Origin of the sequence: Bacillus sp. N5-665 (assembly GCF_022637375.2) — a bacterium.
Lineage (GTDB): Bacteria > Bacillota > Bacilli > Bacillales > Bacillaceae_G > Bacillus_A > Bacillus_A wiedmannii.
Window position 1 is genome coordinate 4,978,667 of the sequence record NZ_CP093325.1, and the last position, 26,334, is coordinate 5,005,000.

Sequence of the window (26,334 nt, forward strand, 5' to 3'; positions counted from 1 at the left end):
GTTTCTTTTTTATTACACTTTAAATTTCCCAATCATCTCTTGTAATTCTTCTGCCATTTGCGATAAATGAACTGCTGCTGCATTGATTTCATCTACTGAAGCTAATTGTTCTTCTGAAGAACCAGCAATATTTTGAACGCTTGCTGCATTTTCTTCAATCGTAGCTGCAATTTCATTAATAGATGCACTGACTTGTTTTGCATCTACTGTCATTTGCTTCGCTACTTCTACCATACTATCAATTTGTACAACTGTATCATCTGTAGACTTCAATATTTCAACAAAGCTTTGCTTCGTTTCATTTGCAACTACAAGTCCTGATTGTACTTCTGTCCCAACTTGCTTCATAGAGCTTACTGTTTCTTTTATGTCAAATTGTATCTCTTTTACTAGTTTTCCAATTTCCGTAGAAGACTGTCCTGATTGTTCTGCTAACTTTCGCACTTCATCTGCTACAATTGCAAATCCTCTTCCTTGTTCTCCAGCTCTCGCAGCCTCAATTGCAGCATTTAATGCTAATAAATTTGTCTGCTCTGCAATATGTTGAATTACCTCAAGGATTGCTCCAATTTGTTTCGATTTATCATCTAACAACACAATCACTTTATCTGATTTTGAAACAGACTCATGGATTAATTGCATTTGATTCACCGTTTGTTCAACTAACTTCCCACCATCTTCAGCCTTTTTCTTCGTATACATAGATGCTGTGGATACTAATGAAGAACTGTCTGCCACACGTTGAATTCCTTCTGTAACTTCTTCTAATAATGTCGCGCCTTCTTCGACTTCTTTCGTTTGTATTTCCGCTCCACTCGACACTTGCTCTATCGCTTGTGTAATTTGTTCCGTTGCTTCACTCGTTTGCTTCATACTAGCTGTTAATTCTTCTGAAGATGCCGCTACATGACCTGCTGAAGTATTTATATTGGAAATGACATTCTGTAATGATGCTGCCATCTCGTTAAAGCTTTCTCCTAGCTGTCCAATTTCATCTTTAGAATGAACTGTAATTGATTCTGTTAAATCGCCTTCACTAATCTTTTTTGATGATATAACAAGTTGTTTTAACGGTTTAATAATAGAAGCAATTATGAAGTAAATTAAAATTCCGCCAATTATTAATGAAATACCAATAACAGTTATCGTTTTATAGAAAATAGGTTCAGCTGCTTCAATAATTTCGTTTGAAGGCATAATTCCTGCTATTTTCCATCCAGTTATCTTATTTGTTTTAAAAGTGATATGACGATCTTCACCATCTAATGTGAAATTAAAATCACCTGTTTCTTGTTTGTACAACTCTTTTTCGAGCTTCTCTTCTACCTTATCCCCTGGCTTCATCGTTGGATGCGCTACCACATTTTTATCTTGATCAAAAATTGCTACATATCCCTTTTTACCGATATTAACCATCTTTGAAGTATTTACGATATCATTAATAATTAAATCAATACCGAGAACACCGCTCTTATCCTCATTTTGTTTTGCTATTGTAATAACAATATTTCCTGTCGTTTTTGATTTATATGGAGCTGTAATAATTACTTCTCCACTTTTTTTCACTGCCTCTTTATACCAATCTCTTTCTGTAGGATTATATCCTTCTGGCATTTGAATAGACGGTGATTGAATAAATTGCCCATTGCTGGATCCAGTATAGATGGCTTCCAGTTCTGGATGTAACTTATTATATTCTTCTAGTTTATTTTGGATATTTTGTATTTGATCCGTTTGGTAACTTGATTGTGTAAATAATTTTGTAAAATAAACTGCATCTACTTTTTTACTATCCAATTCCTTATTAATTACATTATCCAAAATTTTTATATTATCTTTCGCCGATTGTGAAATCGTTTCATTAAAGTTTGTCTTCGCTTGCTGATAAGACGTCCAACCAATTACAATACTTGGAAGAATTAAAATCATAACAAATGATACAAGTAACTTTGCTTTTAAACTACTACTCCTTAATTTCCCTTGAAACATATTTCTATCCCTCCATACCGTTTTAAATGTAATTGTTTTACATTTAATTTCTTTATATAAATCATACGATTCAAATGTATCAATGCGACTCTCTATCTCTTTCTCTATTGAAGAGTTGATACATACCTTTTTCATTCTATATAAATTAAATAATTAAAACAATATATAAAAATGTATATTATTCGAAATATTATAATTCACAGAGGAACCTCTAGTATCTCACTTACTAGAGGTTCCTCCCGCTTTACTATTCTTTATCTTTTTCTACTTCTTTTTTCGCATCTTCTACTACAGATACAACAGGTTTATCGTTTGATAATTGTTGTACTGCTCCTTTTCCAGCAAATCCTTCTAATAACTCTTTTAAATCAATGCCAGAAGAAGCTTTTAATGTTTCTTGCATCGTTGCCATTAAATCAGTCGCATAACCTGCAACTTTTCCGGCACCGCTATTTTTACCACCGCCACCTGTATCGACAACTGTAATTTTATCAATGTTGCTAAGTGGGCTTGCAACTTCCTTCGCATAACTTGGAAGCATGTTAAGAACCATATCCATAATCGCCGCTTGGCCATATAACTCAAATGCCTCTGCAATTTTTTGTTTCGCTTCCGCTTCTGCTAAACCTTTTAATCTGATAACATCTGCTTCCGCTGTACCTTGTGCTTTTTGTACTTCTGCTTTTGCTTGACCTTGCGCTTTTTCGATTTCCGCCTTCGCTAAACCTTCTACACGAACTTCTTCTGCACGTGCTCTTGCTTCCGCTTCAATTTTATATTGATCTGCATCTGCTTTTTTCATTTGTTTTACTTTTTCCGCTTCTGCTGATTGTTCAACAGCATAGCGATCTGCATCTGCCTTTTTCTTTACTTCTGCATCATATTGCTTTTCACGACGCGCAATCTCTTTTTCTTCTAATTCAATTTGCTTTTCACGCTCAATGATTTTAACGCGCATTTGCTCTTCTGTAACACCTTGTTGCGCTTTTGCTTGTTGTAATTCATAGGAAAGATCTGCATCTGCGCGAGCTTGTTCTTGGTCTCTCTTATAAGATTGTACTTTTAACTCTTTATGTTTTTCAGCTTCAGCGATTTGTGCATCACGTTGATACTCAGCTTCTTTCGCTTCTTTCTCAGCACGAGCTTTTTCAATTCGCGCCTCTTTTTCACGCTCTGCATTTGCAACTGTTGCATCACGCTTAACCATCGCAATTTGTGGCTGACCAAGTGCATCTAAGTAACCGTTCTTATCCATGATTTCTTTAATTGTAAAGGAAACGATGCGAAGTCCCATCTTCTTTAAATCTGTAGAAGCTACTTCATGTACCTTTTGAGCGAATTGCTCTCTATTACTATAGGCATCTTCTACTGTCATAGAAGATAAAATAGCACGTAGATGCCCTTCTAAAACTTCTTTTGCTTCTATTTTCAACTCTTCTGTTTCTTTTCCTAAATATTGTTCAGCTGCTGTAGAAACTTCTTCAATAGTAGATCCTACTTTAATAATAGAAACACCGTTTACTGTAATCGGTACACCTTGTTTCGTATACGTATCACGTGTTCCCACTTCTAATTTGTAGTTTAATAGACTTAGAGGCTCTGCTCTTTGCATAATCGGAACTACGAAAGTACCGCCACCACGAATAATCTTAATCTTCTTTCCATCATCAGTGGTAACTACATTTTTCCCGCCACCAAGCCAGTTTCCAGTAACAATTAATGCTTCATCTGGTCCAACTGTTCGATACTTTGTAATGAATACTAAAATGAGTAGAATTAAAATTGCGAGTAATACTCCACCGATAATTAATGGAATCGTCATGTAAATTCCCCCTTATAATTTTGGTTTCTTTAAAGAATAAGCGATGTTCTGTACAAGCAGAACACCATCTTGGACTCCCTCGATAATAACTTCAGTTCCTTGTGAAATATCTTTCTTTCCAACTGTTTTAGCTAGGATTGCATTGTTTCCAAATTGGGAGGAAATTAATACTTCACCAAACCCTTCTGTAGGAATAGTCGTAATGACCTCTCCCTTACAACCAATAAATTCATCCATACGCTGCACAGTGTTTTGTTCCGCTTCTGCGATCGGCTTTAAAATTAATATTTTCATTATGAAAACACCAATAAAGGATATAGCAAATGCAGACCCGAAAATAAGAATGCTATTAAAGGAAAATAAATATTCTCCTATATAACTAAGTCCACATAACATGGCGAAAAAACTAAGTAATAAAGTAACAACGGATACAGATCCGCCTCCAAAACTAAATATGGATTCAAATATATCTCCAAAAAAGATATAAATAACAGTGAGTATAGTAGCAATAATAAATCCGTATAAATAAATTGTTTCAAGTGGATAACCAAACAAAGCCATTTCTTATCCCCCTCTCTTAAACAATCCCTTTTTTGTTATGTGTATGCCCCACCTCTTTCAAAGATTATAGTTCTTAATTTTCAGTTATTTACCCTTTAAAGAAAAGCCTGTAAGACAGGCCCCTAAAAAAGAACAGGAGAAACCTATTGTGACAGGCTCCTCCTAGTAAATAACCGATATATTATATATCTATATAATATACTATTTTCCACAAAAAGTAAAGTTAAACATACATTGGAAAAGCACCTATTTTACTGATAATTCGTACGTTCCATCGCCATTATCATATTTATATACATACAAATAATACTTACCTGGTTTTGCATTAAATTTTGCCTCTATATGATTTCCATTAGCTTGACCGTAAGCGGCATAATTTTGCATATCTGATTCATGGTGAAGCACCCATGTCATCCCGATTCCATACTCATTTAAAACAGAAATATCGATATTTTTCGTTGATGCTGCATTAAATGTATAAACATCGGTGTGATCTCCGCCAATAAGGCTACCTTTTATAGTAGTGTTTAGCCCGATACGATTTGCTTCCTCTGGACGATTATTTGGTTCTAATTCTGTTAAACTTCCATCTTTAATCGTAACAGTGGTTTCGTTTCTGCTCTCTTTACCTTTATCATCTTTTACTCTTAACGCTACTTTATAAATGCCTTCTCTTTCATATGCATGTATTGGATTAACTTCTGCACTTGTGCTGCCATCTCCAAATTCCCATAAATAAGAAACAATTTTTCCATCTTCATCATTTGAGCCATTACTTTTAAATTGAATTCCTTCTTTTACAAGCCCATTATAAGGTCCATTTATATTAACCGTTGGAGCATTATTTTCTCCATCATCTTTTGCAATACCGTGGAAGACTACATCATATTCAAATTCATTTGAACTATTCACACGATAATTGACGAAGTATGCTGTAACAGTTTTGTAGCCACTCCATTCTTTTTGCGCCAGTTGTTCTAGTGCTTCATTTACTCGTTTACTCATTTCGTTCCAGTCTTCTGATTCACCTTTTGTTACACTACCTGTAAATGTGCCTTCTAATGTAAATGTATTAAAGAATTGGGAGCTATGTTTTGTCATTTTTGCCTCTTTCATCGGCAACGTATCACTAATTTCTTTCTCTACTGCTGTTAACGATTTTGGTGCATGTTCAGCTAAATAATCATCTGCTACTTCCGGTACATTATATTTATCTTGATTATCAATTAGCTGTTGCATATACTCTTGATACTCTTTATTTAGTTTAGAATCTTTACTTAAATTCTCACGATAGGCATCATAATTTTTCACGTCATTTGCACGAATTAAATCTTGAATTTTATCAAATGTTTCAAATTGATGTGTATATAAATAAGATTGCAATGCGAACGAGTAATTATAGAAATCCCAAGAACCATATTTAGCAAATAATGTGCGCTCTGCTGTATAACGGCTTGCAGGATCAGATGATAATCCACTAATGATGCTCTTTCTCGGTACTACATTATTTGTACGAGTAGATCCTGCGAAAAATTCTGCATTTCCTTCTTGGAACCAAGTTAATCTCTCATTTTGATACATATCTCCTCTTCCAAATAAACCTGGCACTTCAAATCTACCTTGAAGATAATGAGTAAACTCATGACGGAATAACTCTTCTAAGCTATAAATACTTTGTTCTGGCGTACGCTCATATGTAAAGAATGTACCTGTTTCTTCTATATAAATGCCACCGTTGTTTGTTTCATATCCATACAGTTGTCTGTTTAACTGATATTCGTCTGGAGTATTATAGATTACTATTGTTAATACGTCGTCTGCATTACCTGGCTCTAATGCTTTGTCATTCCCAATTACACGATGATACTGTGCTTTTACTTCCTTTGCAGCCCAGTATAGTCTCTTAATTTTTTCTTCTGATACTTTATCTCCTGTTTTAAATACGATAGATCCATCGTCGAATGTATACGTTTTTGGTAAGTACTGTTCTTTTCCTTCTTTACGTATCGTCTCTAAATCTACCGTATTACCGCTATAATCTTTTCCGTTATAATTTGTTGTAATTTGTTCCACTGCAACAAAATACGGCTCACTTAAACGCGGATACATATGCATTGCTTGTGTAACAACCTCTAAACCTTTATTTGGATTACTATGAAACTTCCCTAAACGACTAGCAAAATAAATTCCATTATTAACGAGCCACTTATTTTCTGGTGTTACTTCATTTAAAAGAGCAATACGATTTATTTCATTAATAAGTCCATCTATTTTCCCGTACCACATTGTATCTTTTGCTTCTTTACGAGTTTCAAATAAATAAGATTGCATATCATAATCAATACCTTGCATCATATCGTATACAGCTTGTCCTTTCATACGATCTTCTACATACGTATGAAAATTATCATTGTATTGCTTTAAAATATTCGATGCGTATTGAACCGTTTCCACATCACTTGATGCATTACTAATTAATTTACCGTATGCAGATACGACTGCATCTTGCTCATTTGTTCCAAGCTTAAAGTTTGGATTTTTCGCGATTGCTTTTAAAGCAGGTAAACATTTGTCCTGGAAGCTTCTCTCATTTAAATCGCTTAATTCATTATTGTAAAATGCGAGATAAAAAGCTGAACGTAACACTTCCGTAAACGTTTGAATTCCTTTTGAATCATCTTTCGTAAACGTACTACCTCGGTGAGCTAATTCATCTATAATCGCTTGCATTTTCCCTTTGTCTTTATAAAAAGCCTTTGCATCTTCATTGAACTGGAATAAGTCTGTAATTTGATTCCATTTAATACTTCCTAGCGTTTCAACCAATTCTTGATTATTCATTTTGTTTAAATCAGCCATTGAATAGCTTTCTTTCATTTGCTTTACTTCTGAGCTCTTCATAATAGATGCTGGTCGCTGTGAAAAGTCTCCTACTTTTAAACGTTCTTGAAACGATAATGTTTCCTCTGCTTTCGAAATTTGCCCAACTTCATCTACTGGTTTTTCTATTCCAACTGGTTTCGAATGCAATACATTATATGGTACCTTTTCTTGTGCTGATACATTCGTTTGAATTGCTCCTAACGATAACGCCATTGTACTAATACTAAGCATCACTTTATTAATCTTTGATTTCTTGTTCATATCATTGCCCCCTATTTATATATTCCCTTGAAGAATTTAACATAAAATCTAGATACAACAATATAAAATGCAATATTTCATATTATTTCTTCCTACAATTTGTATATATCGTGAACAAATCAACCTTTATCTCCCGCCAATAATCTGCTTTCTTCCATTTCTAATACACTTAGAAGTGCCCAGCAATATCCTTCTCTCATAAAAAAAGACATCATCATATGCATGTTTCTAATGAAACTGCCATGATAATGTCCTCTCGAAAAAGCGAAAATTAGTTATATCTAATAATAAGATTAAACGTTATTTATTTCTTAAATAATCTCTTTCTAAATACGAACATACTTAGGGTGGAAAGAACAAGTGTTATTCCAGAAAGTAAAGTCGATGTGCTAGCTTCACCGCCTGTTGATGGTAAAGATTTCTTGCCTTCCTCTGACTTATTAGTATGTTGTTTATTTAATGTGTCTGCTTTTCTTCCCTCTTTTTCAACAACTTGATTATTCTCTTTTGGCTCTTGATCCAATCCTGTTGCTGATTCTTTTACTTCTTCAACTTCTTTCGTTGGCTTTTTTACTTCTTCTTTTGTTTCTTCAACTTCTTTTACCGGCTCTTTCACTTCTTCTTTTGTTTCTTTAACTTCTTTTACCGGCTCTTTCACTTCTTCTTTTGTTTCTTTAACTTCTTTTACCGGTTCTTTCACTTCTTCTTTTGTTTCTTCAACTTCTTTTACCGGTTCTTTCACTTCTTCTTTTGTTTCTTCAACTTCTTTTGTTGGTTCTTTTACTTCTTCTTTCGCTTCTTCAACTTCTTTTGTTGGTTCTTTTACTTCTTCTTTCGCTTCTTCAACTTCTTTCGTTGGTTCTTTTACTTCTTCTTTTGTTTCTTCAACTTCTTTCGTTGGTTCTTTTACTTCTTCTTTCGCTTCTTCAACTTCTTTTGTTGGTTCTTTTACTTCTTCTTTTACTTCTTCAACTTCTTTCGTTGGTTCTTTTACTTCTTCTTTCGGTATTAATTTTTCTACTATATTCTGCATGACAATGCCACTATATAATATGCCAGTCTCATAATGATCTGCATCTAAATCAAATTCATATATTTTTTCTCCTAAAGTATTCCAAATGATTCCCTCATCAGTAAGCGTTCCACCTTCACTCTTTAGTGTAATCTTTTCAATTGGCTCTCCTTCTAAATTATATACAGGAATTGTCACTTCTTTATTTATTTCTGCAGCATCCAAAATGACCTTTTGCCTTCTAACATCAATTGTTCCCCACTGACCTAATTGTATTAACGGCCTTACATCACGAATCTCATTTTCAGCTAATTTTAAACTAAGTAAGTCTAACATTGAGCCAAGAACCGTTACATCTTTAATACGATTATCTGTAAGATTTAACCATTGTAAATTTTTCAATGAAGATAACGGTGTTACATCTTCAATTTGATTATGAGATACATTTACATCGTTCAATTGTTTCAAGTTTGAGATGAACTCAATATTTTTCAGGCCTACTCCTTCTAAAGTGAGGTTTTCTAAGTTCGTCATGTACTCTAAACCGGTTATATCTTTTATCTCTTTTCCTTTTTCTTTAAGTATCTCTAATTTTTTAATCTGTAATAAATCTTCTTTTGTGATAGGAGTGTTTAAATTCTCTCTACCTAAATTCTCTTTATTAATATGTTGTTGTAAAGTTTTATCGAGAATTAAATTTTCACTTTCTTTTTGTTTTTCAACTATATTCTGTACGACCATCCCATTAAACCTTATTTTACTTTCAGCAGGATTCGTATCTAGTTTAAATTCATATATTTTTTCTCCAGGACTATTCCATTTTATAAATCCGTTACTCAGCGTAGCCCCCTCACTTTTCAATTTAATATTTTGAAGTGGCTCTCCTTTAAAATTGTATACTGGAATTTTTATTTCTTCATCTACGCTTGCTTCATCTAAAAAGATTTTTTGTCTTTGAATATCTATTGAAGTTCGCTTACCCAATTCCTCAACAGACTTTATGTCAGAAATTTCATTCGCTCCAAGATTTATCTCATGTAAATTTGTTAAATTACTCAGTGGCGATATATCAGAGATATAATTCTCTTCTAAATTTAATACTTGTATTTTTACTAATTTAGATAATGATGATATATCTTTTATTTCACTATCAGCAATTTCTAGTTCAATAAGATTACTCATTTTACTAATAGGCTCAACATCACTAATTTTATTATTTCCTATCCATAGTAGTTTCACATTCTTTAACTTCTCAATACCCGAAAGATTACTAATTTGATTATTTGCTAAGTATACTTCTTCTAACGATAACACTGTAAATAATGGTGTAAGATCCTTTATATTATTACCAATTAAATCTAATATTTTAATCTTTTTCATTTGACTTAACGGTGTAAGATCTGCAATTTTGTTATCTCTTAAAAAGAGCATGTCAAGATTCTCTAGCTTAGAAACGGGTTGAATGCTTTCAATTGGATTAGAGGATAAATCTAAATATTTCAAATGTCTCAATCCCGAGATAACAGATATGTCTGTTACATTAGACTCTCTTAATGTCAACTTCTCTAAGTTTGTCATATATTCTAAACCAGCTATTTCATTTATCCCCTCACCTGAGTATATGGATAATGTTTTAATTTGTAATAAATCTTCCTTCGTTATAGGTTCATTTATATTTTTTCTCTCTAAATTATATTTATTAATATGCTGTTGTAATTTCTTATCAACTATTACATTTGCACTTTCATCTTGTTGATCCACTTTATCCTCTTTATTTTCCTTTTGCTTTTCTGGAACGTTATTTTCTAAATTTAAAGCATTTACTTCAAACTGCACTTGATATTTATTATCATAGGCCATTGTCGGAATATAAATATGCATTTGCATATTATATCTTTTTCCTAATTCTCCCACTTCAAACTGAATCACTTTCGTTCCATTTTTCTTTTTATCTTCTGATATTACTGTTACATCATGAAACACACCAGGAGTATGAATATCTTCTGTTTTCAAGTATTTGAAGAAATCACTATCACTTAACGTTGCCGTTACAATTTTCTTTCCATTCTCAATCGTTAACTTAGGATTCTTTATATAAACAGTTGCCATAGACTCCTCATTCGTTTTATCTTTATATGCTTTCATAACAGCATCATATGTACCATCTTCTAAAGCATATCCCTTTTTATTAGCCTCAATTGCTACCGCTGCTAAAGCAGGTGTTGAATACGCAGCAAACGGTAGCGCTAAAGCTGCCGCCACTAACATCGCATTTATATGTTTTCTTTTATTTTTTTTCAACTTTACATCTCCTCCGAAATATATAAATCTAAATGTAATCATATCTCGAATAAATGATAATGATTTTCATTATCATTGTCAACTAAAAAAATAAAAAGTTAACAAAAAAATAACCCCTTTTTAAGGGGGTTATGCCATTTTTTCTCCGGATTCTTCTTTAAAAAAGCTCTTCATCGCATGGAATACGTCTGCTTTTTGCTTTAAAATATAATATCTAAAATTCTCATCTTTAATATTTTTATAGGCTGACATGAGGGTACTATGGCGGTTGTACTGGTTCACTTCCCCATATCCAAACATATTACACTTCTTCATTAACTCTTCGACAAGCTTTACACATCTAGCATTATCTGATGTTAAATTATCACCGTCTGAAAAATGGAATGGATAAATATTATAGCGGTCTGGTGAGTATTTATTATCAATTAGCTCGAGTGCTTTTTTGTATACAGAAGAACAGATCGTTCCGCCACTTTCTCCTTTTGAAAAGAACTCTTCCTCTGTAACGACTTTCGCCTCCGTATGATGAGCAATAAACTCAATATCTACCGTTTCATACTTCGTTCGTAGAAATCTTGTCATCCAGAAAAAGAAGCTACGTGCCATATATTTCTCCCATATTCCCATCGATCCACTCGTATCCATCATCGCTAATACAACAGCTTTTGAATCTGGCTTTAATACTTCATTCCAAGTACGGAACTTTAAATCTTCTTGGTGAATCGGATGAAAAGAGGCTTTACCACGCATCGCATTTCGTTTATATGCGGATATCATCGTTCGTTTCTTATCGATATTTCCCCATAATCCAGTCTTTCTAATGTCATTAAATTCAACATGTTCAATCCGGTTTTCATCTATTTCTTTTCTCTTTAAATTAGGCAGCTCTAATTCTTTGAAAAACGCTTGCTCTAATTCTAGAATAGAGACTTCAGCTTCATAATAATCTTCTCCAGCCGCATCCCCTGCTCCTTGCCCTTTTCCTGGTCCTTTTTGCTTTTGACCACCTGATCCATCTCTCGCAACGACATCACCAACTTTGCTGTCACCATTTCCTTGCCCAACGTGTTTGTTTTTATCATAATTGTACCTAATCTTATATTCATCTAAAGAACGAATCGGTATTTTTACAACATCCTTACCATTAGACATAACTATGCTTTCTTCTGTTACAAGATCGGGTAAATTATTCTTAATTGCCTCTTGTACTTTTTCTTGATGGCGTTGTTGGTCGTCATATCCTTTGCGATGGAGGGACCAGTTTTCCTGTGAAATCGTATAATTTGGTTGGTTTTCTTCACCCATTTCTTTCCCTCCTTACTGTAATTGTCTTCCCCTATGAACAGTAAGCTAGAAATTTTGTTTTATACTGTGCAAGCTAGAATGAAAGATAACTGCCCATCGAAATTCATCCCATAAACATATATAACGTTTTTCATATAATACTCCGAGCATCCTAAACAAAATTTTGCCACTCACATACTAGAAAGAAATATTCAGCCGTTGATAAGAAAGAAACACAATGCATAGTTGCACACATTTACACTTTGCAACATATTGTATTGTGTTGGCTTTTTTCGTATGAATGGTTGGTTACTCTATCATATGCATATTGTAAAAATAATTGACAATAAATTCATGAAATTGCATCTTAATTTATTATATTTGGACAAGGTATGACACTTTACACATATAAATGGATAATAAAACGCTGTCCTGCAAAATACAAGAGACAGCGTTTTGTTATCAAACTATCGGTTTAACAGACTACCTACATAGCGTAATAATTCATTCGCAGATGAGGAATTATAGCCGTGCTCATCAATTAAGCGTGCAACAACATCATTGATTTTCTTAAGCTGATTTTCGTCTGGCGTTTTCGTTGATGTTGTAATTTTCACTATATCTTTTAAATCAGCAAATAGTTTTTTCTGAATCGCTTCACGAAGACGCTCATGTGAATTATAATCAAAGCGTTTTCCTTTACGCGCATAAGCAGAAATGCGAATTAAAATTTCTTCACGGAATGCTTTCTTAGCATTTTCTGAAATTCCAATTTGCTCTTCAATTGAGCGCATTAGCTTTTCATCTGGACTCATTTCTTCACCTGTTAATGGATCACGTAATTTTGACTTATTGCAATATGCTTCAACGTTATCTAAGTAATTATCCATAAGTGTCTTCGCTGATTCTTCATATGAATACACGAATGCTTTTTGTACTTCTTTCTTCGCAATTTCATCATATTCTTTTCTCGCTAATGAGATGAAATTCATATAACGCTCTCGATCTTCATTACTAATTGACGGATGCTGATCCAACCCGTCTTTGAGCGATCTAAGTACATCTAATGCGTTAATAGATGGTACCTCTTTTCGAATAATTGTAGAGGAAATTCGATTAATAACATAACGAGGATCAATACCTCTCATACCTTCATCTTGATATTCACGTTGCAGCTCCTCTACATCAATCGCATTATAACCTTCTACCGTTTCTCCATCATATAAACGCATCTTTTTAATTAAATCAATATCCGGACGCTTCGGATCTTTTAAACGCGTTAAAATCGTAAACATTGCTGCAACGCGAAGTGTGTGCGGTGCAATATGCACATTGGATACATCACTTTCACGAATCATTTTTTCATAAATATGTTCTTCTTCACTCACTCGTAAATTGTATGGAACTGGCATTACAATAATTCTTGAGTGCAATGCTTCATTTTTCTTGTTTGCTATGAAGGAACGATACTCCGTTTCATTCGTATGCGCTACAATTAATTCATCTGCTGAAATAAGCGCAAATCTTCCCGCTTTGAAATTCCCTTCTTGCGTAAGCGATAATAAATGCCATAAAAACTTCTCGTCGCATTTTAGCATCTCTTGGAATTCCATCATCCCACGGTTTGCCTTATTCAATTCTCCATCGAAGCGATACGCTCGTGGATCTGATTCTGAACCATATTCTGCGATTGTTGAAAAGTCCAGACTACCTGTTAAATCGGCGATATCTTGTGATTTAGGATCAGACGGGCTAAATGTACCAATCCCTGTACGGCGATCTTCCGAGAAGAAAATACGCTCTACAACTACATCCTCAATTCTTGAACCATATTCTTGCTCTAGACGCATTACGTTTAGTGGCGATAAATTCCCTTCAATTCTAACCCCATACTCACCAAAGAAATCATCCCGTAAATGATGCGGAATTAAATGAAGTGGATCTTCATGCATTGGGCAGCCTTTAATTGCAAAAATTGCTCCTCGATCTGTTCGTGAATATGTTTCTAATCCCCGTTTCAACATCGTAACTAATGTTGATTTCCCTCCACTAACAGGACCCATTAATAATAAAATACGTTTTCTAACATCTAATCGTTTTGCAGATGGATGAAAATATTCCTCCACAAGACGTTCTAAAGCATCCTCTAATCCAAATAGCTGATTACTAAAGAAGTTATACTTTCTTCTACCATCTACTTCTTCGATTCCAGCATCTTTTATCATATTGTAAATGCGAGAGTGTGCTGTTTGAGCCACCCATGGTCTTTCCTTCACAAGCTCTAAATACTCCGCAAACGTACCTTCCCATTGTAACCGTTCTTCTGCTGCTCGATGCTGTTCAATCTTTTTTAGAATATCCATTATAGCTCCTCCCCCATCTCCTTGTTCAATCGGATTATTATAAAAGGTATGCTAGGATGTCCTTAAACATTCTTTAAATCAAAATGAAATATACAGTATTGCTATAAAATTCTCTCCAAAATTCAAAGAAAATTCTGTATAATATAGGTATTAAAGTTTTTACACCTCTATTCATTTTAAATAAATTCTTTTCTTCCAAGAACCTTACATACATTTTGATTCATATTTAAGATTCGTAAACTGAAAAATAGGAGGGATATTAGTATGAAATTATTATTAATTTTAGGTGTATCACTCACATTTCTTACAGCTATTTTCACATCTGGTTACAATGATAAACCCGGTACACATAAAAAGTGATGTGCTTCTTAGCACATCACTTTTTTTATCAATCATTTATAATACACATTTTCCACATCATATTTTGATAAAGGTCGGCTATAATAATAACCTTGCACAAACTTCACATTCTTTTCCTTCAAAAATTGTATTTGTTCCGCTTTTTCTACACCTTCTGCAATTACATTCAATTCCAAAGTATGAGCTAAATGAATAATTGCAGCTGTAATATTCGTATCACGTTCATCCACATGTATACCTTCCATAAAAGAACGATCGATTTTCAACGTATCAATTGGATACGTTTTTAAATAACTTAAAGATGAATATCCCGTTCCAAAATCATCTAAATGAATCTTTAAATTTTGTTCTTTTAATTGTAGCAATACTCTTTTTGATATGTCTTTATGCATAAGGGCCCCTTCTGTAACCTCTATCGCTAATAGATGAGCTGGTACATTGTACTTATGTAAAGCCCGTGTAATCATCTCTATTAATGTAATCGAGCGAAAGTGCCTGGCTGAAATATTAACTGCAATCGGGACAACTTCATATCCTTTATTTAACCATTCACGTATTTGCCGACACACTTCATTTACTACCCATTCATCAAGCTTAATAATAAATCCTGTTCTTTCTGCTAGCGGAATAAATTGATTGGGAGAGACAAATCCCAATTCTTTATGCTCCCACCTTATTAAAGCTTCCATACTCGCTATTTTTTTCGTTTCAATATTCATTTGTGGCTGATAATACAAGCAGAATTCATTTTTTTCTATAGCACGATGCAATTGGTTTTCTATTATAAATCTTTGTTCACGCTCACAATCTAATCCACTGCAATAAAACTGATAATGCCCTTTTCCTTTTTCTTTTGCTTTTTCCAAAGCAGCATCAACTCTTTGGAATAATATTTTTTCATCCTCTCCATCTGTTGGAGCCATTACAATTCCGATTGACGCACTTAAATAGACGTCCTCTTCTTCAATTACAAAATGTTCACTAATCTTTTTTAGTATTCTTTTTGCAACTATCTCTACACGTTCTTTCGTTATATTTTCTATTAACATAACAAATTGATCATCGTGTTCTCTAAATAAGTGCATACCGTCTATTTGAAAACTGCTTAAACATTCTGTAACTTTTTGTAATACTTTATCTCCTTCTTTATGACCAAAAGTATCATTAATAAGGTGAAATTCATCTAAATCTATAAAAACAAGCGCAAACTCTGTATTATCATTTAAAAAAACATTTAACTTATTTGCACATGAAATTCTATTCATTAATCCTGTTAATTGGTCATAATAAGCTAAATATTCTGTTCGCATTTCATTCAATACTTGTCTTGTAACATCCCTCGTAACAATATATAACCCAACAATTTCGGCGTTCACAATAATCGGAATAGTTCTCAAAGAAATATAGAGCTCGTACCCTTCTTTATGAACATATTTCTTTGAAACAATTTGTTTTGCCCTTCCTTGCAGGACTCCTTTAAATATAATTTGAAAATCTTTTTCATATTCTTTATTAATAAATTCAAAAATAAATTTATTATGTAATTCTTCATATCGATATCCAAATATTTCATACGTTGCTGGATTTGCATATGTAATTCTACCTATAGAATCCATAGATATAATGGAGTCATTATTATATTCTAATAACGACTTAAACAACATTTGTTTTTCCTCTATCTCTGCCTTTTCCTCAATCTGAGCTGTGATATCCCTCGTAATACAAATAATAAACTGACATACTCCTTCTTCGTCGAATACAGGATTAAGTGAAGATTCATAATGTAACTCACCCTTTGGTAAACTAACTACATCACAAAAGGTATGTGCTTTCGCTTCGCTCGCTACTTTTGCATATTGCACTTGCAATATTTCCGCCGTATCTTCTGATAATACTTCAGCAAACGTTTTTCCATAACATTCTGCGCCTAGCTTCGCATAATCCATACCTATCTTATTTACATAAATATATTTAAAGGTTTCCTCATCCATAACTTTCACAATAAATACTAAATCTTGAATGGCATGTAATAGTCCTCTTCTTATTAAATCCATATCTATCATACTTAAAAAGGTATTTTGATTATTATATTGTTCCTTCATATTTATCTCAACCCGTCTAATCTATTTTTATTCATATATCCCATTCTATATGAATATGTACCCTTTTTTAAATGTATGATTACATATTATTTTTATTTTTAGAAAAAAAAGTCGCCATATGGCGACTTTTAATAAACAATTTCTAAATCTAATCCCGGATAATTTTGTTGACGGAATGCTTCATAAATTAAAATAGCTGCTGTATTAGATAAATTTAATGAGCGCACTTTATCAGTCATTGGAATACGTAAACAATGATCGAAATTTTCTTCGATTACATTAGCTGGTAAGCCGTTTGTTTCTCTTCCAAATACAAAATAGTAATCCTTCTCACGTTTGCTATAATCAAATGCTGTATGAGCTTTCTCGCCATACTTTGTTAAATAGAAGAATTCACCGTCTTTATTTTTCTCATAAAATTCTTCAATTGAATCATAATACGTAACTTTCACGTGCTGCCAATAATCTAATCCTGCACGCTTTAACATTTTATCATCCGTTGAAAATCCAAGCGGTCTAATCAAATGTAATTCTGTTCCAGTTGCTGCACAAGTACGAGCAATATTCCCTGTATTTGCTGGAATTTCTGGTTGATATAAAACAACATGTACTCCCACGCGATATTCACCTCTGTTTTTTGTCTACTACGTATTATACCACTTGAGCGAAAAATCTCTACCCATTAATAATATGAAAGAATTTATATTTCATTTGTGGTGTATATTTACTAGAATCTTCATAGTTCCAATAACGCCGACGGCTATTCGCTGAATGTGCATTCACAAGTGGCATACCATCTGCGTCTTTGGCTACTACAATCGTCGTATGATTCCACCTACCATCATCCTCGAAATCATAAGCAATGACATCACCAAGAATAAGGTCCTCTGGTCTTTCTACTGCTTCTGCTCGAAGCCCAGTTGTAGCACCTGACAAATACCAATAAAAAGAGTGTGCGACAGCCCAGCTCCAACTCCACTGATTCTCCCTTTGCCACCATCCTTTACGAATATTAGGGTATCCATTCATTGGTACTTCTCCAGTATGAAGACATTGAGAAATAAAATTCGTACAATTATCAGGGAAATTACGATATACAGGGTTTCTATCATCCCACCAACGCTCTGCATATTTAACTGCCTCTAAACGGTTATACTGATAAGAACCATACTTCTCTTTTGTAACTTCTCTTTCTAACGTCTCACTCATTCCAACTGCTTCTGGTACTTCAATAGCATAATCACCTATTACCCGGCTATTATTTAAACAAACTCTTCGCTTTAGTTGTTCCTCTTCGATATAAAATAATTCTTTATGCTTAATTAAATATTTAAAATGTATTTGATAATCAATTTCTTGATGATTGCTATTATTTAATTGTCTCATGAAAGAAACATCCGCAGTTGCTTTCACTATATCTGCATTACGCTTTTGAAACAATTGTTTCTTTCTCTGTGCTATTTGTAATAAATCTTCAGCAATACCATCTACATTTGTTCGTTTCTCTGTTACATATGCTAAAAATTGTTGTACTTGCTTTTCAATATTTATTTTTACAACCATTTCGTCTCCCTCCCATATTACAATATGAAAAAGGGAGATATTATCTACTCTTTTTTCTGAGCTAACAATTCAAGTCCGCGATTCATTTCATGAAGAACCTCTTCATCTTTCTCACGTTGCATCGCTTTTTCAATAGCTTCGCCCACGCCATCTCCACCAATTTTCCCAAGTGCCCATGCTGCTGTTCCGCGAAGTACTGGTCTTGGATCGTCTTTCATAACACCAATTAAATCAGGAATTGCTGATGCCTCTTTAAAATGCGCAAGTGCCAAAATTGCATTTCGTTGCAACGGCTTTTTACCTCTCCATGAACCAGACATAATTCCATATTTCTCTTTAAAATCACGATTACTAATTGTTAAAAGTGGTGTTAATAAAGGCTTAACTAACTCAGGATCTGGTTCCATCTCAGGGTGGTTATGAAAATCCATTCCTTTATTTTTCGGACAAACAGTCTGACATGTATCACATCCATAAATACGATTACCTATTTTTTCGCGATATTCTTCCGGTAGGAACCCTTTCGTCTGTGTTAAAAATGCAATACATTTCTTCGAGTCTAACTGTCCTCCTTGTATTAAAGCACCTGTAGGACAAACATCAATACATTTTGTACAACTTCCACATTGATCTTCTATCGGCTGATCTGGTGGGAAGGGAACGTTTGTAATTATTTCTCCTAAATATACATACGAACCAAATTCAGGTGTAATAATAGCGCAATTCTTACCACTCCATCCAATACCCGCACGCTCCGAAACAGCTCGATCACTTAATTCACCTGTATCAACCATTGACTTAACTTCTATATCGGGAAGCTTTTCGATTAAATATGCTTCTAATTTTTGCAAACGATCTCGTAAAACAAGATGATAATCTTGTCCCCAAGAGGCACGACAAAAAATACCGCGGCGTTCTCCGCGCTTACTTAATGGTGCATTTTTTAATTTTGAAGGATACGCTAATGCAATCGCAATAATTGATTTTGCACCAGGTAGTAGAAGCTGTGGGTTCGTTCTTTTTTCTATATCAGACTCTTCAAATCCCGATTGATAATTTAATTGTTGTTGCTGGATTAACCTCTGCTTTAATTCCTCAAATGGTGAAGCACTAGCAAAGCCTATTTTATCTATACCAATTGTTTTACTATACGTAATGACATCTTGCTTTAATTGTTCAAAATCCATTCTTAATCGCCTCCTCAGATGAATCCATCCCTTATGTAACGACTATATTGGTTAGCAATTCACTTTTGGAATACTATTCTTTACTTCTATTTTCGCATACAATTATATTTTTCAAACATTAAAAAACGCAATGCCTCGTTTATCTTAGAAACGAAACACTGCGTTGATCACAATTTATAGAAAAACATTTAATAAAATTTGGAGCGGGTGAAGAGAATCGAACTCTCGACCAGAGCTTGGAAGGCTCTTGTTTTACCACTAAACTACACCCGCAAATATGAAAAAAATATAAGATATTAGAATAACTTATGTAAAGTAGTATAGCATGTAAAAAAAACGGAAGCAAGAATTTTATCGAAAAAAGTCGAAAAAGTGATGAGATACTCATCACTTTTTCAATTCTTTATCAATCGCCTTCTTCATACTATCGAAATCAGGGTTTGCAAGATTTCCGTTTATATATACTGAAGGAGCACCTTGAACTTTTAATTTTTGAGCACGATCTGAATCTTTACGTACTTTTTCTTTTATTTCTTTACTGTGTAAATCTTTCTTAAATTGTTCTACATCAACTTTCGGAAGCTTCTCTTTCACAATGTTAAGAAGTAATTCTTCTGTAATCCATTCTTCCGTGTCTTTCTTTTGACTTTGATAAATTTCATCATAGAAAATCCAGAATGAATCTTGATCTTGTTTATAAATTGCTTCACCAGCTGCTGCACCTAAATCAGAGTCTTTTCCGATAAATGGGAAGTTAATAAAGTATAACTGCACTTTACCTTTATCAATATACTCTTCTTTTAATCGTGGTAATACTGTTACATCCCAAGTACGACACGCAGGACATTTGAAGTCTCCAAATTCAACTACCTTAACTGGTGCATCATCTTTCCCTAAAGATTGTTGTGTGGAATAAGCAAACATCTCATTCCCTTTATCTTTTTTGTCATTTATGATGCTATACGCAATTGTTCCGATTACAATTAATACTGCGATAGAAAAAACTACACCAAGAGCCATGAGTTTATTTGATTTCATATACATTCCTCTTTAAATTCATATTCTGTATACAGCATTGTACACAATACACATAATATCAACACTTATATACGTCACGCAATGAACACGCTCACATAAATTACAAAAATACAATAATTGTGACGATATTGTGTCACAATTTGTCACAATTTATTCAAAAAAAAGAAGCTCCTATGTAGGAGCTTCCTTTAGCTTACTGCTTTTTCGCGCGCATTATTTAACATCGACTGCTCTGTTTTTATATCATGACGAATTACTAATTTCTCACTAACTGCTTGCACATACTCATCATGATTGATATAGCCTTCCTTCTCCATCAATCTCAAAACGACATTTCGTCTCTCTACGGCCTTATCATAATTTTGTGCAGGTGAGTAATAAGCAGGTGCTTTTACTACAGCAGCCATCATTGCACTTTCAGCCAGCGTTAATTGGTCCACCTTTTTACCGAAGTAAAGGTTTGCCGCTTTTTCAATTCCCCATGCTCCTTCTCCGTAATAAATATTACTTACATACAATTTTAAAATTTCATCCTTCGTAAATGTACGTTCAATTTTTTTCGTATAGAAAATCTCTTTCCACTTACGAGAAAATGTACGTTCATTCGTTAAAAAAGCATTTTTGGATAACTGCTGTGTAATTGTGCTTCCGCCTTGCACAACACCACCAGCCTTTATATTCTCAACAGACGCTCTGACAATCGCTATATAATCTAAACCATTATGATGATAAAACCTTTTATCTTCTGTCGCAATAAATGCATGTGTTAATGATTCTGGCACCTCTAACTTAGCCGGTACATGTAATTTACTAATATCACTTTGCTCGATCATTACATTTCCAACGAATAATAATGTACAACTTAACAATAATAATAAAATAATGGCTTTATAAAAGAATTTAGTCATTGGATTTAATGCAACTTTTTGATGATAGTTCACCCTAGATAATACTCGTTCTTTCATCTTGAACACCTCTTTTCCACACAGCATATAACTCTTACTTTAAGAATACCTTGTTGTAAAAAAACATCCCATCGATTTCTCTTACACGTACCTTACATCATTGTAAGGTATAAAAAAGTATTGTATCACAGTCTTTTTTTATCTACTATTCATCTGAAATATTGAATATAGATTATGCTAAACCAATAGCAGAGTATACCTTAAGCCTATACTTCCCTATTAAAACACCCTATTTTCATTATATCATCTACAAATATATATATTTGTAAGTATCTAGTAATCTAAATGTATACAATATATCATACATTATACAGAACAAACGTTCTAAAAATCAACACTAGCACTATTATTATTTTGACCTTTTTCTTAAACAGTATACAAAAAAGAGTAGTGATTTGATTGTATCTCAAACCGGCTACTCTTTTCTTTACAATCTACCTATTAAATTATACGGCTGCACTTCCCACGTTTCGTACGGAATACAATGTGTTGCTCTCATCGCATCAAGCGTTCTGGATTTCATATGAGGACGCGTTAAGTACTCATCTATGTTCTCTTCATCTAAAGCAACAAATTTAGCCTCTTGTATTTCTTCAGGTTGAATTTTTATTTCACCACTCACATATGCGACTTTAAAAACAACAGATAAAATATGCATAGAAGCATTATAGTAAACACCTGTAACTCCGATAGGCTTCACCGTTAAACCCGTTTCCTCAAACATTTCCCTACAAACAGCTTGATCGAGCGCTTCTCCTTCTTCCACCTGTCCTCCTGGCAACTCCCACGTATCCGATCGCCAATGTACTTTAGCCAATAACACTTCGTCTTTTTCATTTGTTAAATAACCTGCTACAGCAACGATATGTTTTGGTGTTTTATGTTCCATATTAAGCCTCCTAGCAATAATGAATATTTCACATATCCCTATAAGCATATTCCCTGTCTACAACAAAATACCTTTACTAATTCATCCTCTTAATTAACTTCATGAAAAAAAGCCCCTATCCGTTAAATGAACAGGGGCTTCTATCGTATTATTCTCCTAAGTCTACGTTGTGGTAAACTTGTTGCACATCTTCTAGATCTTCTAATGCATCAACCATTTTTTCAAATTGTACTTGAGCATCTTCAGGAAGTTCTACATCACTTTGTGCAAGCATTGTTAATTCTGCAACTGTGAATTCTTCAACACCAGCATCTTTAAGTGCAGATTGTACGGAATGGAATTGATCAGGTTCAGCATACACGATAACAGAATCTTCTTCTTCTAGAATGTCACGTGCATCAACATCTGCTTCCATTAAAATTTCAAGAACTTCATCTGATGTTTTACCTTCAAGACCGATAACAGCTGTCGCATCAAACATGTAAGCTACAGAACCGTTTACACCCATGTTACCACTGTTTTTGCTAAATGCAGCTCGTACATCTGCTGCAGTACGGTTTACGTTATTTGTAAGTGTATCTACAATTACCATAGATCCGTTTGGTCCGAATCCTTCATAACGAAGCTCGTCATAATTTTCTTCTGAACCGCCTTTTGCCTTTTCAACTGCACGATCAATAATTGTTCTTGGTACGTTGTATGTTTTCGCACGTTCTAATACAACTCTAAGCGCTTGGTTTGATTCTGGATCTGGCTCGCCTTGTTTTGCTGCCACATAAATTTCACGTCCAAATTTCGCGTATATACGGCTTGTATTTGCATCTTTTGATGCTTTTTTTTCTTTAATATTATTCCATTTACGACCCATACTTTCCACTCTCTTTCCCGTTTTAAATCTACATAAAAATATTAATATAAAATATAACGTGTATTCAACACATTTTTAAAAGAAATATAAAAAGTTCATTTTTGATTCATATTACAGACATAATATAAATTACTATCATTTTTTTCTATCCGCAAGTTATATTATACATGAATTCCTACATTTATCACGAATTTTAGAATTACATAACATAATTTAACAAAAGAGACTCTAACATTTCTGTTAGAGTCTTTTTACATCGCCGATTCCCATAATATTTCCTTAATTACTTTCTATTGCTGTATAATTAAAATAGGAAAAAATTTGAAGGAAAGATAGGGGAGAGTAATTATGACACATTCAAATGAGAAAAAAGCACATGGTCTTAAAGGGATAGGAGAAAAGCTAAACCCAACTATCTATCAAGTGAGATTCATGAAATTAGATGAACCAATTCACTTTGAGTCGTTTCCTGAATTAAAGGAATTAGGGGACTGGTTGAGTACTTCAACGCAAATGTGGTCGTGCCACTCAACTATGTACAAGTACAACAGAGAAGAATTTGAAAAGAAGTTTTTAGAAATTACGAAATTAACAGCTGATCATGTGCTAATATCTACTGGTGGTGTCGGATTTAACTTCATGTCACCAGGATGGGGAGATTCTCTATAAAATGGAACTAAAAGGATAAAAATGAATATTCGTTTTTATCCTTTTAGTGTTTCGCAGTTTACTCCAACTGAAGTGTATCGTATGGGCTTTGATAGAGAAAAATTTTTAAAAGTAAATAAGGTGGATCGATTTTTAACGTTCAGTCGTTCAAGCAAACGTTTTATTTTATTGTATGGGTCTTAAATTTCGAAGTTGGCAATCAGTATAGAATATTTTCATTCAGCTTCCGATTATAATATTCTACGTTTACTCACCGCACATTTTTTATGCTTATTTTATCGCGCGAAGAAAACACAAAAAAACTCTATACAATTAGTATAGAGTTTTTTTTACGCCGTTCGTGATACCGATGGTCGGGGTCGAACCGACACTCCCGAAGGAACACGATTTTGAGTCGTGCGCGTCTGCCAATTCCGCCACATCGGCACAAAAGAAAGGCGGCAACCGGATTTGAACCGGTGGTAAAGGTTTTGCAGACCTCTGCCTTACCACTTGGCTATGCCGCCATGTTAAATTTTATTGGAGCGGAAGACGGGATTCGAACCCGCGACCCCAACCTTGGCAAGGTTGTATTCTACCACTGAACTACTTCCGCAAAAATGGCTGGGCTAGCTGGATTCGAACCAGCGCATGACGGAGTCAAAGTCCGTTGCCTTACCGCTTGGCTATAGCCCATCGATTTCTTACTTAATTATATGTAAGTATCCATTAGATTATTTGTAATTTTTAAAATAAAAATGGGGCGACTGATGGGAATCGAACCCACGAATGCCGGAGCCACAATCCGGTGCGTTAACCACTTCGCCACAACCGCCATGTTGTGTAAATATATTTGGCAGGGGCAGTAGGAATCGAACCCACACTGGAGGTTTTGGAGACCTCAGTTCTACCTTTAAACTATGCCCCTATGTAAATGGTGGAGGGGGGCAGATTCGAACTGCCGAACCCGAAGGAGCGGATTTACAGTCCGCCGCGTTTAGCCACTTCGCTACCCCTCCGAAACTTACATGGTGCCGGCTAGAGGACTTGAACCCCCAACCTACTGATTACAAGTCAGTTGCTCTACCAATTGAGCTAAGCCGGCGTATTTTATTAAAATAAATGGTGGCTCGGGACGGAATCGAACCGCCGACACGAGGATTTTCAGTCCTCTGCTCTACCGACTGAGCTACCGAGCCTTATTAAAATGGCGGTCCCGACCGGGGTCGAACCGGCGATCTCCTGCGTGACAGGCAGGCATGTTAACCACTACACCACGGGACCATTTGGTTGCGGGGACAGGATTTGAACCTGCGACCTTCGGGTTATGAGCCCGACGAGCTACCGTGCTGCTCCACCCCGCGACAATACTATTTATATAATTTATATGGTGGAGGATGACGGGATCGAACCGCCGACCCCCTGCTTGTAAGGCAGGTGCTCTCCCAGCTGAGCTAATCCTCCAAAGTGGTGACCCGTACGGGATTCGAACCCGTGTTACCGCCGTGAAAGGGCGGTGTCTTAACCACTTGACCAACGGGCCAAATATTATAAATCCTATGGCGGAGAGCAAGGGATTCGAACCCTTGATACGCTTGTGACGTATACACGATTTCCAATCGTGCTCCTTCGGCCAACTCGGACAGCTCTCCAATGGCTCCGCAGGTAGGAATCGAACCTACGACCGATCGGTTAACAGCCGATAGCTCTACCGCTGAGCTACTGCGGAATAATATTGCCTGGCAACGTCCTACTCTCACAGGGACAAGGTCCCAACTACCATCGGCGCTAGAGAGCTTAACTTCCGTGTTCGGTATGGGAACGGGTGTGACCTCTCTGCCATCATTACCAGACATTATTCTTTTGAGACAATCATTATTATAACTTATTTACTTTAAAAGTCAACAAGTTTTTTTATGTTCTCTCAAAACTAGATAACATTGCTACATATTATATGGTTAAGTCCTCGATCTATTAGTATTCGTCAGCTCCACATGTCACCATGCTTCCACCTCGAACCTATCAACCTGATCATCTTTCAGGGATCTTACTAGCTTACGCTATGGGAAATCTCATCTTGAGGGGGGCTTCATGCTTAGATGCTTTCAGCACTTATCCCTTCCGCACATAGCTACCCAGCTATGCCCTTGGCAGAACAACTGGTACACCAGCGGTGCGTCCATCCCGGTCCTCTCGTACTAAGGACAGCTCCTCTCAAATTTCCTACGCCCACGACGG

At 34.9% G+C, this 26,334-nt stretch carries 16 protein-coding genes, 16 tRNA genes, 2 rRNA genes and 1 pseudogene (1 of these 35 running past the window's edge); 1 reads left to right on the plus strand and 34 read right to left on the minus strand.

Annotation, left to right across the window (positions count from 1 at the left end; genetic code table 11):
- Positions 1-12 precede the first annotated feature (12 nt).
- From MNO09_RS31130 to MNO09_RS28220, 17 genes and pseudogenes are all read right to left on the minus strand, one after another.
- The gene (locus MNO09_RS31130) at positions 13-960 is read right to left on the minus strand and encodes a methyl-accepting chemotaxis protein (RefSeq protein WP_371410611.1); all 948 of its coding nucleotides are present in this window, start codon (positions 958-960) and stop codon (positions 13-15) included.
- A gap of 42 nt (positions 961-1,002) precedes the next feature.
- Positions 1,003-2,124 (minus strand): annotated as a pseudogene (locus tag MNO09_RS31135) (HAMP domain-containing protein); the annotation flags it as partial.
- Positions 2,125-2,236: 112 nt separating this feature from the next.
- Positions 2,237-3,811: a flotillin lipid rafts scaffold protein FloT gene (floT, locus tag MNO09_RS28150; protein ID WP_000154996.1), complete on the minus strand. Its 1,575-nt coding sequence runs from the start codon at positions 3,809-3,811 to the stop codon at positions 2,237-2,239.
- Between the two features lie 12 nt (positions 3,812-3,823).
- Entirely contained in the window at positions 3,824-4,372 is a 549-nt protein-coding gene (locus MNO09_RS28155) for an NfeD family protein (RefSeq protein ID WP_001173145.1), read from the minus strand.
- A gap of 246 nt (positions 4,373-4,618) precedes the next feature.
- Positions 4,619-7,516, minus strand: coding sequence for a collagenase ColA (colA, locus tag MNO09_RS28160; protein WP_088106816.1), 2,898 nt, complete (start codon positions 7,514-7,516; stop codon positions 4,619-4,621).
- A gap of 304 nt (positions 7,517-7,820) precedes the next feature.
- Positions 7,821-10,829, minus strand: a complete 3,009-nt coding sequence (locus tag MNO09_RS28165) for a leucine-rich repeat domain-containing protein (protein WP_088106815.1) — start codon at positions 10,827-10,829, stop codon at positions 7,821-7,823.
- Between the two features lie 129 nt (positions 10,830-10,958).
- Positions 10,959-12,134, minus strand: coding sequence for a sporulation protein YhbH (gene yhbH / locus MNO09_RS28170; RefSeq protein WP_000503502.1), 1,176 nt, complete (start codon positions 12,132-12,134; stop codon positions 10,959-10,961).
- Positions 12,135-12,580: 446 nt separating this feature from the next.
- Positions 12,581-14,476: a PrkA family serine protein kinase gene (locus MNO09_RS28175; protein ID WP_000353275.1), complete on the minus strand. Its 1,896-nt coding sequence runs from the start codon at positions 14,474-14,476 to the stop codon at positions 12,581-12,583.
- A 392-nt stretch (positions 14,477-14,868) separates the two neighbouring features.
- Complete coding sequence (locus MNO09_RS28180; protein ID WP_000664286.1) at positions 14,869-16,938, minus strand: sensor domain-containing protein; 2,070 nt, start codon at positions 16,936-16,938, stop codon at positions 14,869-14,871.
- A gap of 128 nt (positions 16,939-17,066) precedes the next feature.
- The gene (trmL, locus tag MNO09_RS28185) at positions 17,067-17,555 is read right to left on the minus strand and encodes a tRNA (uridine(34)/cytosine(34)/5-carboxymethylaminomethyluridine(34)-2'-O)-methyltransferase TrmL (protein ID WP_000538149.1); all 489 of its coding nucleotides are present in this window, start codon (positions 17,553-17,555) and stop codon (positions 17,067-17,069) included.
- A 58-nt stretch (positions 17,556-17,613) separates the two neighbouring features.
- Positions 17,614-18,501, minus strand: coding sequence for an amidase domain-containing protein (locus tag MNO09_RS28190; RefSeq protein WP_000260554.1), 888 nt, complete (start codon positions 18,499-18,501; stop codon positions 17,614-17,616).
- 44 nt (positions 18,502-18,545) lie between these two features.
- Positions 18,546-19,688 carry a tRNA epoxyqueuosine(34) reductase QueG gene (queG, locus tag MNO09_RS28195; protein ID WP_000345232.1) on the minus strand — a complete coding sequence of 381 codons (1,143 nt, stop codon included), beginning with the start codon at positions 19,686-19,688 and terminating at the stop codon, positions 18,546-18,548.
- Between the two features lie 199 nt (positions 19,689-19,887).
- Positions 19,888-19,961, minus strand: a tRNA-Gly gene (locus MNO09_RS28200).
- Between the two features lie 114 nt (positions 19,962-20,075).
- Positions 20,076-20,726: a DsbA family protein gene (locus tag MNO09_RS28205; protein ID WP_000841323.1), complete on the minus strand. Its 651-nt coding sequence runs from the start codon at positions 20,724-20,726 to the stop codon at positions 20,076-20,078.
- 188 nt (positions 20,727-20,914) lie between these two features.
- Positions 20,915-21,691 carry a transglycosylase domain-containing protein gene (locus tag MNO09_RS28210; protein WP_000664702.1) on the minus strand — a complete coding sequence of 259 codons (777 nt, stop codon included), beginning with the start codon at positions 21,689-21,691 and terminating at the stop codon, positions 20,915-20,917.
- A 427-nt stretch (positions 21,692-22,118) separates the two neighbouring features.
- Positions 22,119-22,580, minus strand: coding sequence for an NUDIX hydrolase (locus MNO09_RS28215; RefSeq protein WP_000400449.1), 462 nt, complete (start codon positions 22,578-22,580; stop codon positions 22,119-22,121).
- A gap of 148 nt (positions 22,581-22,728) precedes the next feature.
- Positions 22,729-23,448, minus strand: coding sequence for a YebC/PmpR family DNA-binding transcriptional regulator (locus tag MNO09_RS28220; RefSeq protein WP_000532975.1), 720 nt, complete (start codon positions 23,446-23,448; stop codon positions 22,729-22,731).
- A gap of 348 nt (positions 23,449-23,796) precedes the next feature.
- Here MNO09_RS28220 and MNO09_RS28225 point away from each other — a divergent pair, with 348 nt between their 5' ends.
- Positions 23,797-24,117 carry a DUF3884 family protein gene (locus MNO09_RS28225; RefSeq protein WP_000149808.1) on the plus strand — a complete coding sequence of 107 codons (321 nt, stop codon included), beginning with the start codon at positions 23,797-23,799 and terminating at the stop codon, positions 24,115-24,117.
- A gap of 344 nt (positions 24,118-24,461) precedes the next feature.
- On the opposite strand, the gene MNO09_RS28230 is transcribed toward MNO09_RS28225, so the two are convergent.
- The 17 genes from MNO09_RS28230 to MNO09_RS28310 all read right to left on the minus strand — a co-directional run.
- Positions 24,462-24,543 (minus strand) — tRNA-Leu (locus tag MNO09_RS28230).
- Between the two features lie 9 nt (positions 24,544-24,552).
- Positions 24,553-24,623 (minus strand) — tRNA-Cys (locus MNO09_RS28235).
- A 14-nt stretch (positions 24,624-24,637) separates the two neighbouring features.
- Positions 24,638-24,712 (minus strand) — tRNA-Gly (locus tag MNO09_RS28240).
- A gap of 5 nt (positions 24,713-24,717) precedes the next feature.
- A tRNA-Gln gene (locus MNO09_RS28245) sits at positions 24,718-24,792 on the minus strand.
- A 63-nt stretch (positions 24,793-24,855) separates the two neighbouring features.
- Positions 24,856-24,931: transfer RNA gene (locus MNO09_RS28250), tRNA-His, on the minus strand.
- Between the two features lie 19 nt (positions 24,932-24,950).
- Positions 24,951-25,024, minus strand: a tRNA-Trp gene (locus tag MNO09_RS28255).
- Between the two features lie 7 nt (positions 25,025-25,031).
- Positions 25,032-25,115: transfer RNA gene (locus tag MNO09_RS28260), tRNA-Tyr, on the minus strand.
- 10 nt (positions 25,116-25,125) lie between these two features.
- A tRNA-Thr gene (locus MNO09_RS28265) sits at positions 25,126-25,201 on the minus strand.
- Positions 25,202-25,219: 18 nt separating this feature from the next.
- Positions 25,220-25,295: transfer RNA gene (locus MNO09_RS28270), tRNA-Phe, on the minus strand.
- A 9-nt stretch (positions 25,296-25,304) separates the two neighbouring features.
- Positions 25,305-25,380, minus strand: a tRNA-Asp gene (locus MNO09_RS28275).
- Positions 25,381-25,383: 3 nt separating this feature from the next.
- Positions 25,384-25,460 (minus strand) — tRNA-Met (locus MNO09_RS28280).
- Between the two features lie 24 nt (positions 25,461-25,484).
- A tRNA-Val gene (locus tag MNO09_RS28285) sits at positions 25,485-25,560 on the minus strand.
- 4 nt (positions 25,561-25,564) lie between these two features.
- Positions 25,565-25,639, minus strand: a tRNA-Glu gene (locus MNO09_RS28290).
- Between the two features lie 17 nt (positions 25,640-25,656).
- Positions 25,657-25,748 (minus strand) — tRNA-Ser (locus tag MNO09_RS28295).
- A 2-nt stretch (positions 25,749-25,750) separates the two neighbouring features.
- Positions 25,751-25,825: transfer RNA gene (locus MNO09_RS28300), tRNA-Asn, on the minus strand.
- 8 nt (positions 25,826-25,833) lie between these two features.
- Positions 25,834-25,949 (minus strand): 5S ribosomal RNA (rrf, locus tag MNO09_RS28305).
- 101 nt (positions 25,950-26,050) lie between these two features.
- Positions 26,051-26,334 (minus strand): 23S ribosomal RNA (locus tag MNO09_RS28310); it runs 2,638 nt beyond the window's last position.

What these genes read in the sequence shown, in the direction of transcription:
- queG (WP_000345232.1), bottom strand. Translation starts at nt 19,688, where the DNA reads ATGGATTTTGAACAATTAAAGCAAGATGTCATTACGTATAGTAAAACA.
- MNO09_RS28215 (WP_000400449.1), bottom strand. Translation starts at nt 22,580, where the DNA reads ATGGAACATAAAACACCAAAACATATCGTTGCTGTAGCAGGTTATTTA.
- MNO09_RS31130 (WP_371410611.1), bottom strand. Translation starts at nt 960, where the DNA reads ATGGCAGCATCATTACAGAATGTCATTTCCAATATAAATACTTCAGCA.
- MNO09_RS28225 (WP_000149808.1), top strand. Translation starts at nt 23,797, where the DNA reads ATGACACATTCAAATGAGAAAAAAGCACATGGTCTTAAAGGGATAGGA.
- floT (WP_000154996.1), bottom strand. Translation starts at nt 3,811, where the DNA reads ATGACGATTCCATTAATTATCGGTGGAGTATTACTCGCAATTTTAATT.
- MNO09_RS28180 (WP_000664286.1), bottom strand. Translation starts at nt 16,938, where the DNA reads ATGAAGGAACAATATAATAATCAAAATACCTTTTTAAGTATGATAGAT.
- colA (WP_088106816.1), bottom strand. Translation starts at nt 7,516, where the DNA reads ATGAACAAGAAATCAAAGATTAATAAAGTGATGCTTAGTATTAGTACA.
- MNO09_RS28155 (WP_001173145.1), bottom strand. Translation starts at nt 4,372, where the DNA reads ATGGCTTTGTTTGGTTATCCACTTGAAACAATTTATTTATACGGATTT.
- MNO09_RS28210 (WP_000664702.1), bottom strand. Translation starts at nt 21,691, where the DNA reads ATGAAAGAACGAGTATTATCTAGGGTGAACTATCATCAAAAAGTTGCA.
- MNO09_RS28220 (WP_000532975.1), bottom strand. Translation starts at nt 23,448, where the DNA reads ATGGGTCGTAAATGGAATAATATTAAAGAAAAAAAAGCATCAAAAGAT.
- MNO09_RS28175 (WP_000353275.1), bottom strand. Translation starts at nt 14,476, where the DNA reads ATGGATATTCTAAAAAAGATTGAACAGCATCGAGCAGCAGAAGAACGG.
- MNO09_RS28190 (WP_000260554.1), bottom strand. Translation starts at nt 18,501, where the DNA reads ATGGTTGTAAAAATAAATATTGAAAAGCAAGTACAACAATTTTTAGCA.
- yhbH (WP_000503502.1), bottom strand. Translation starts at nt 12,134, where the DNA reads ATGGGTGAAGAAAACCAACCAAATTATACGATTTCACAGGAAAACTGG.
- MNO09_RS28205 (WP_000841323.1), bottom strand. Translation starts at nt 20,726, where the DNA reads ATGAAATCAAATAAACTCATGGCTCTTGGTGTAGTTTTTTCTATCGCA.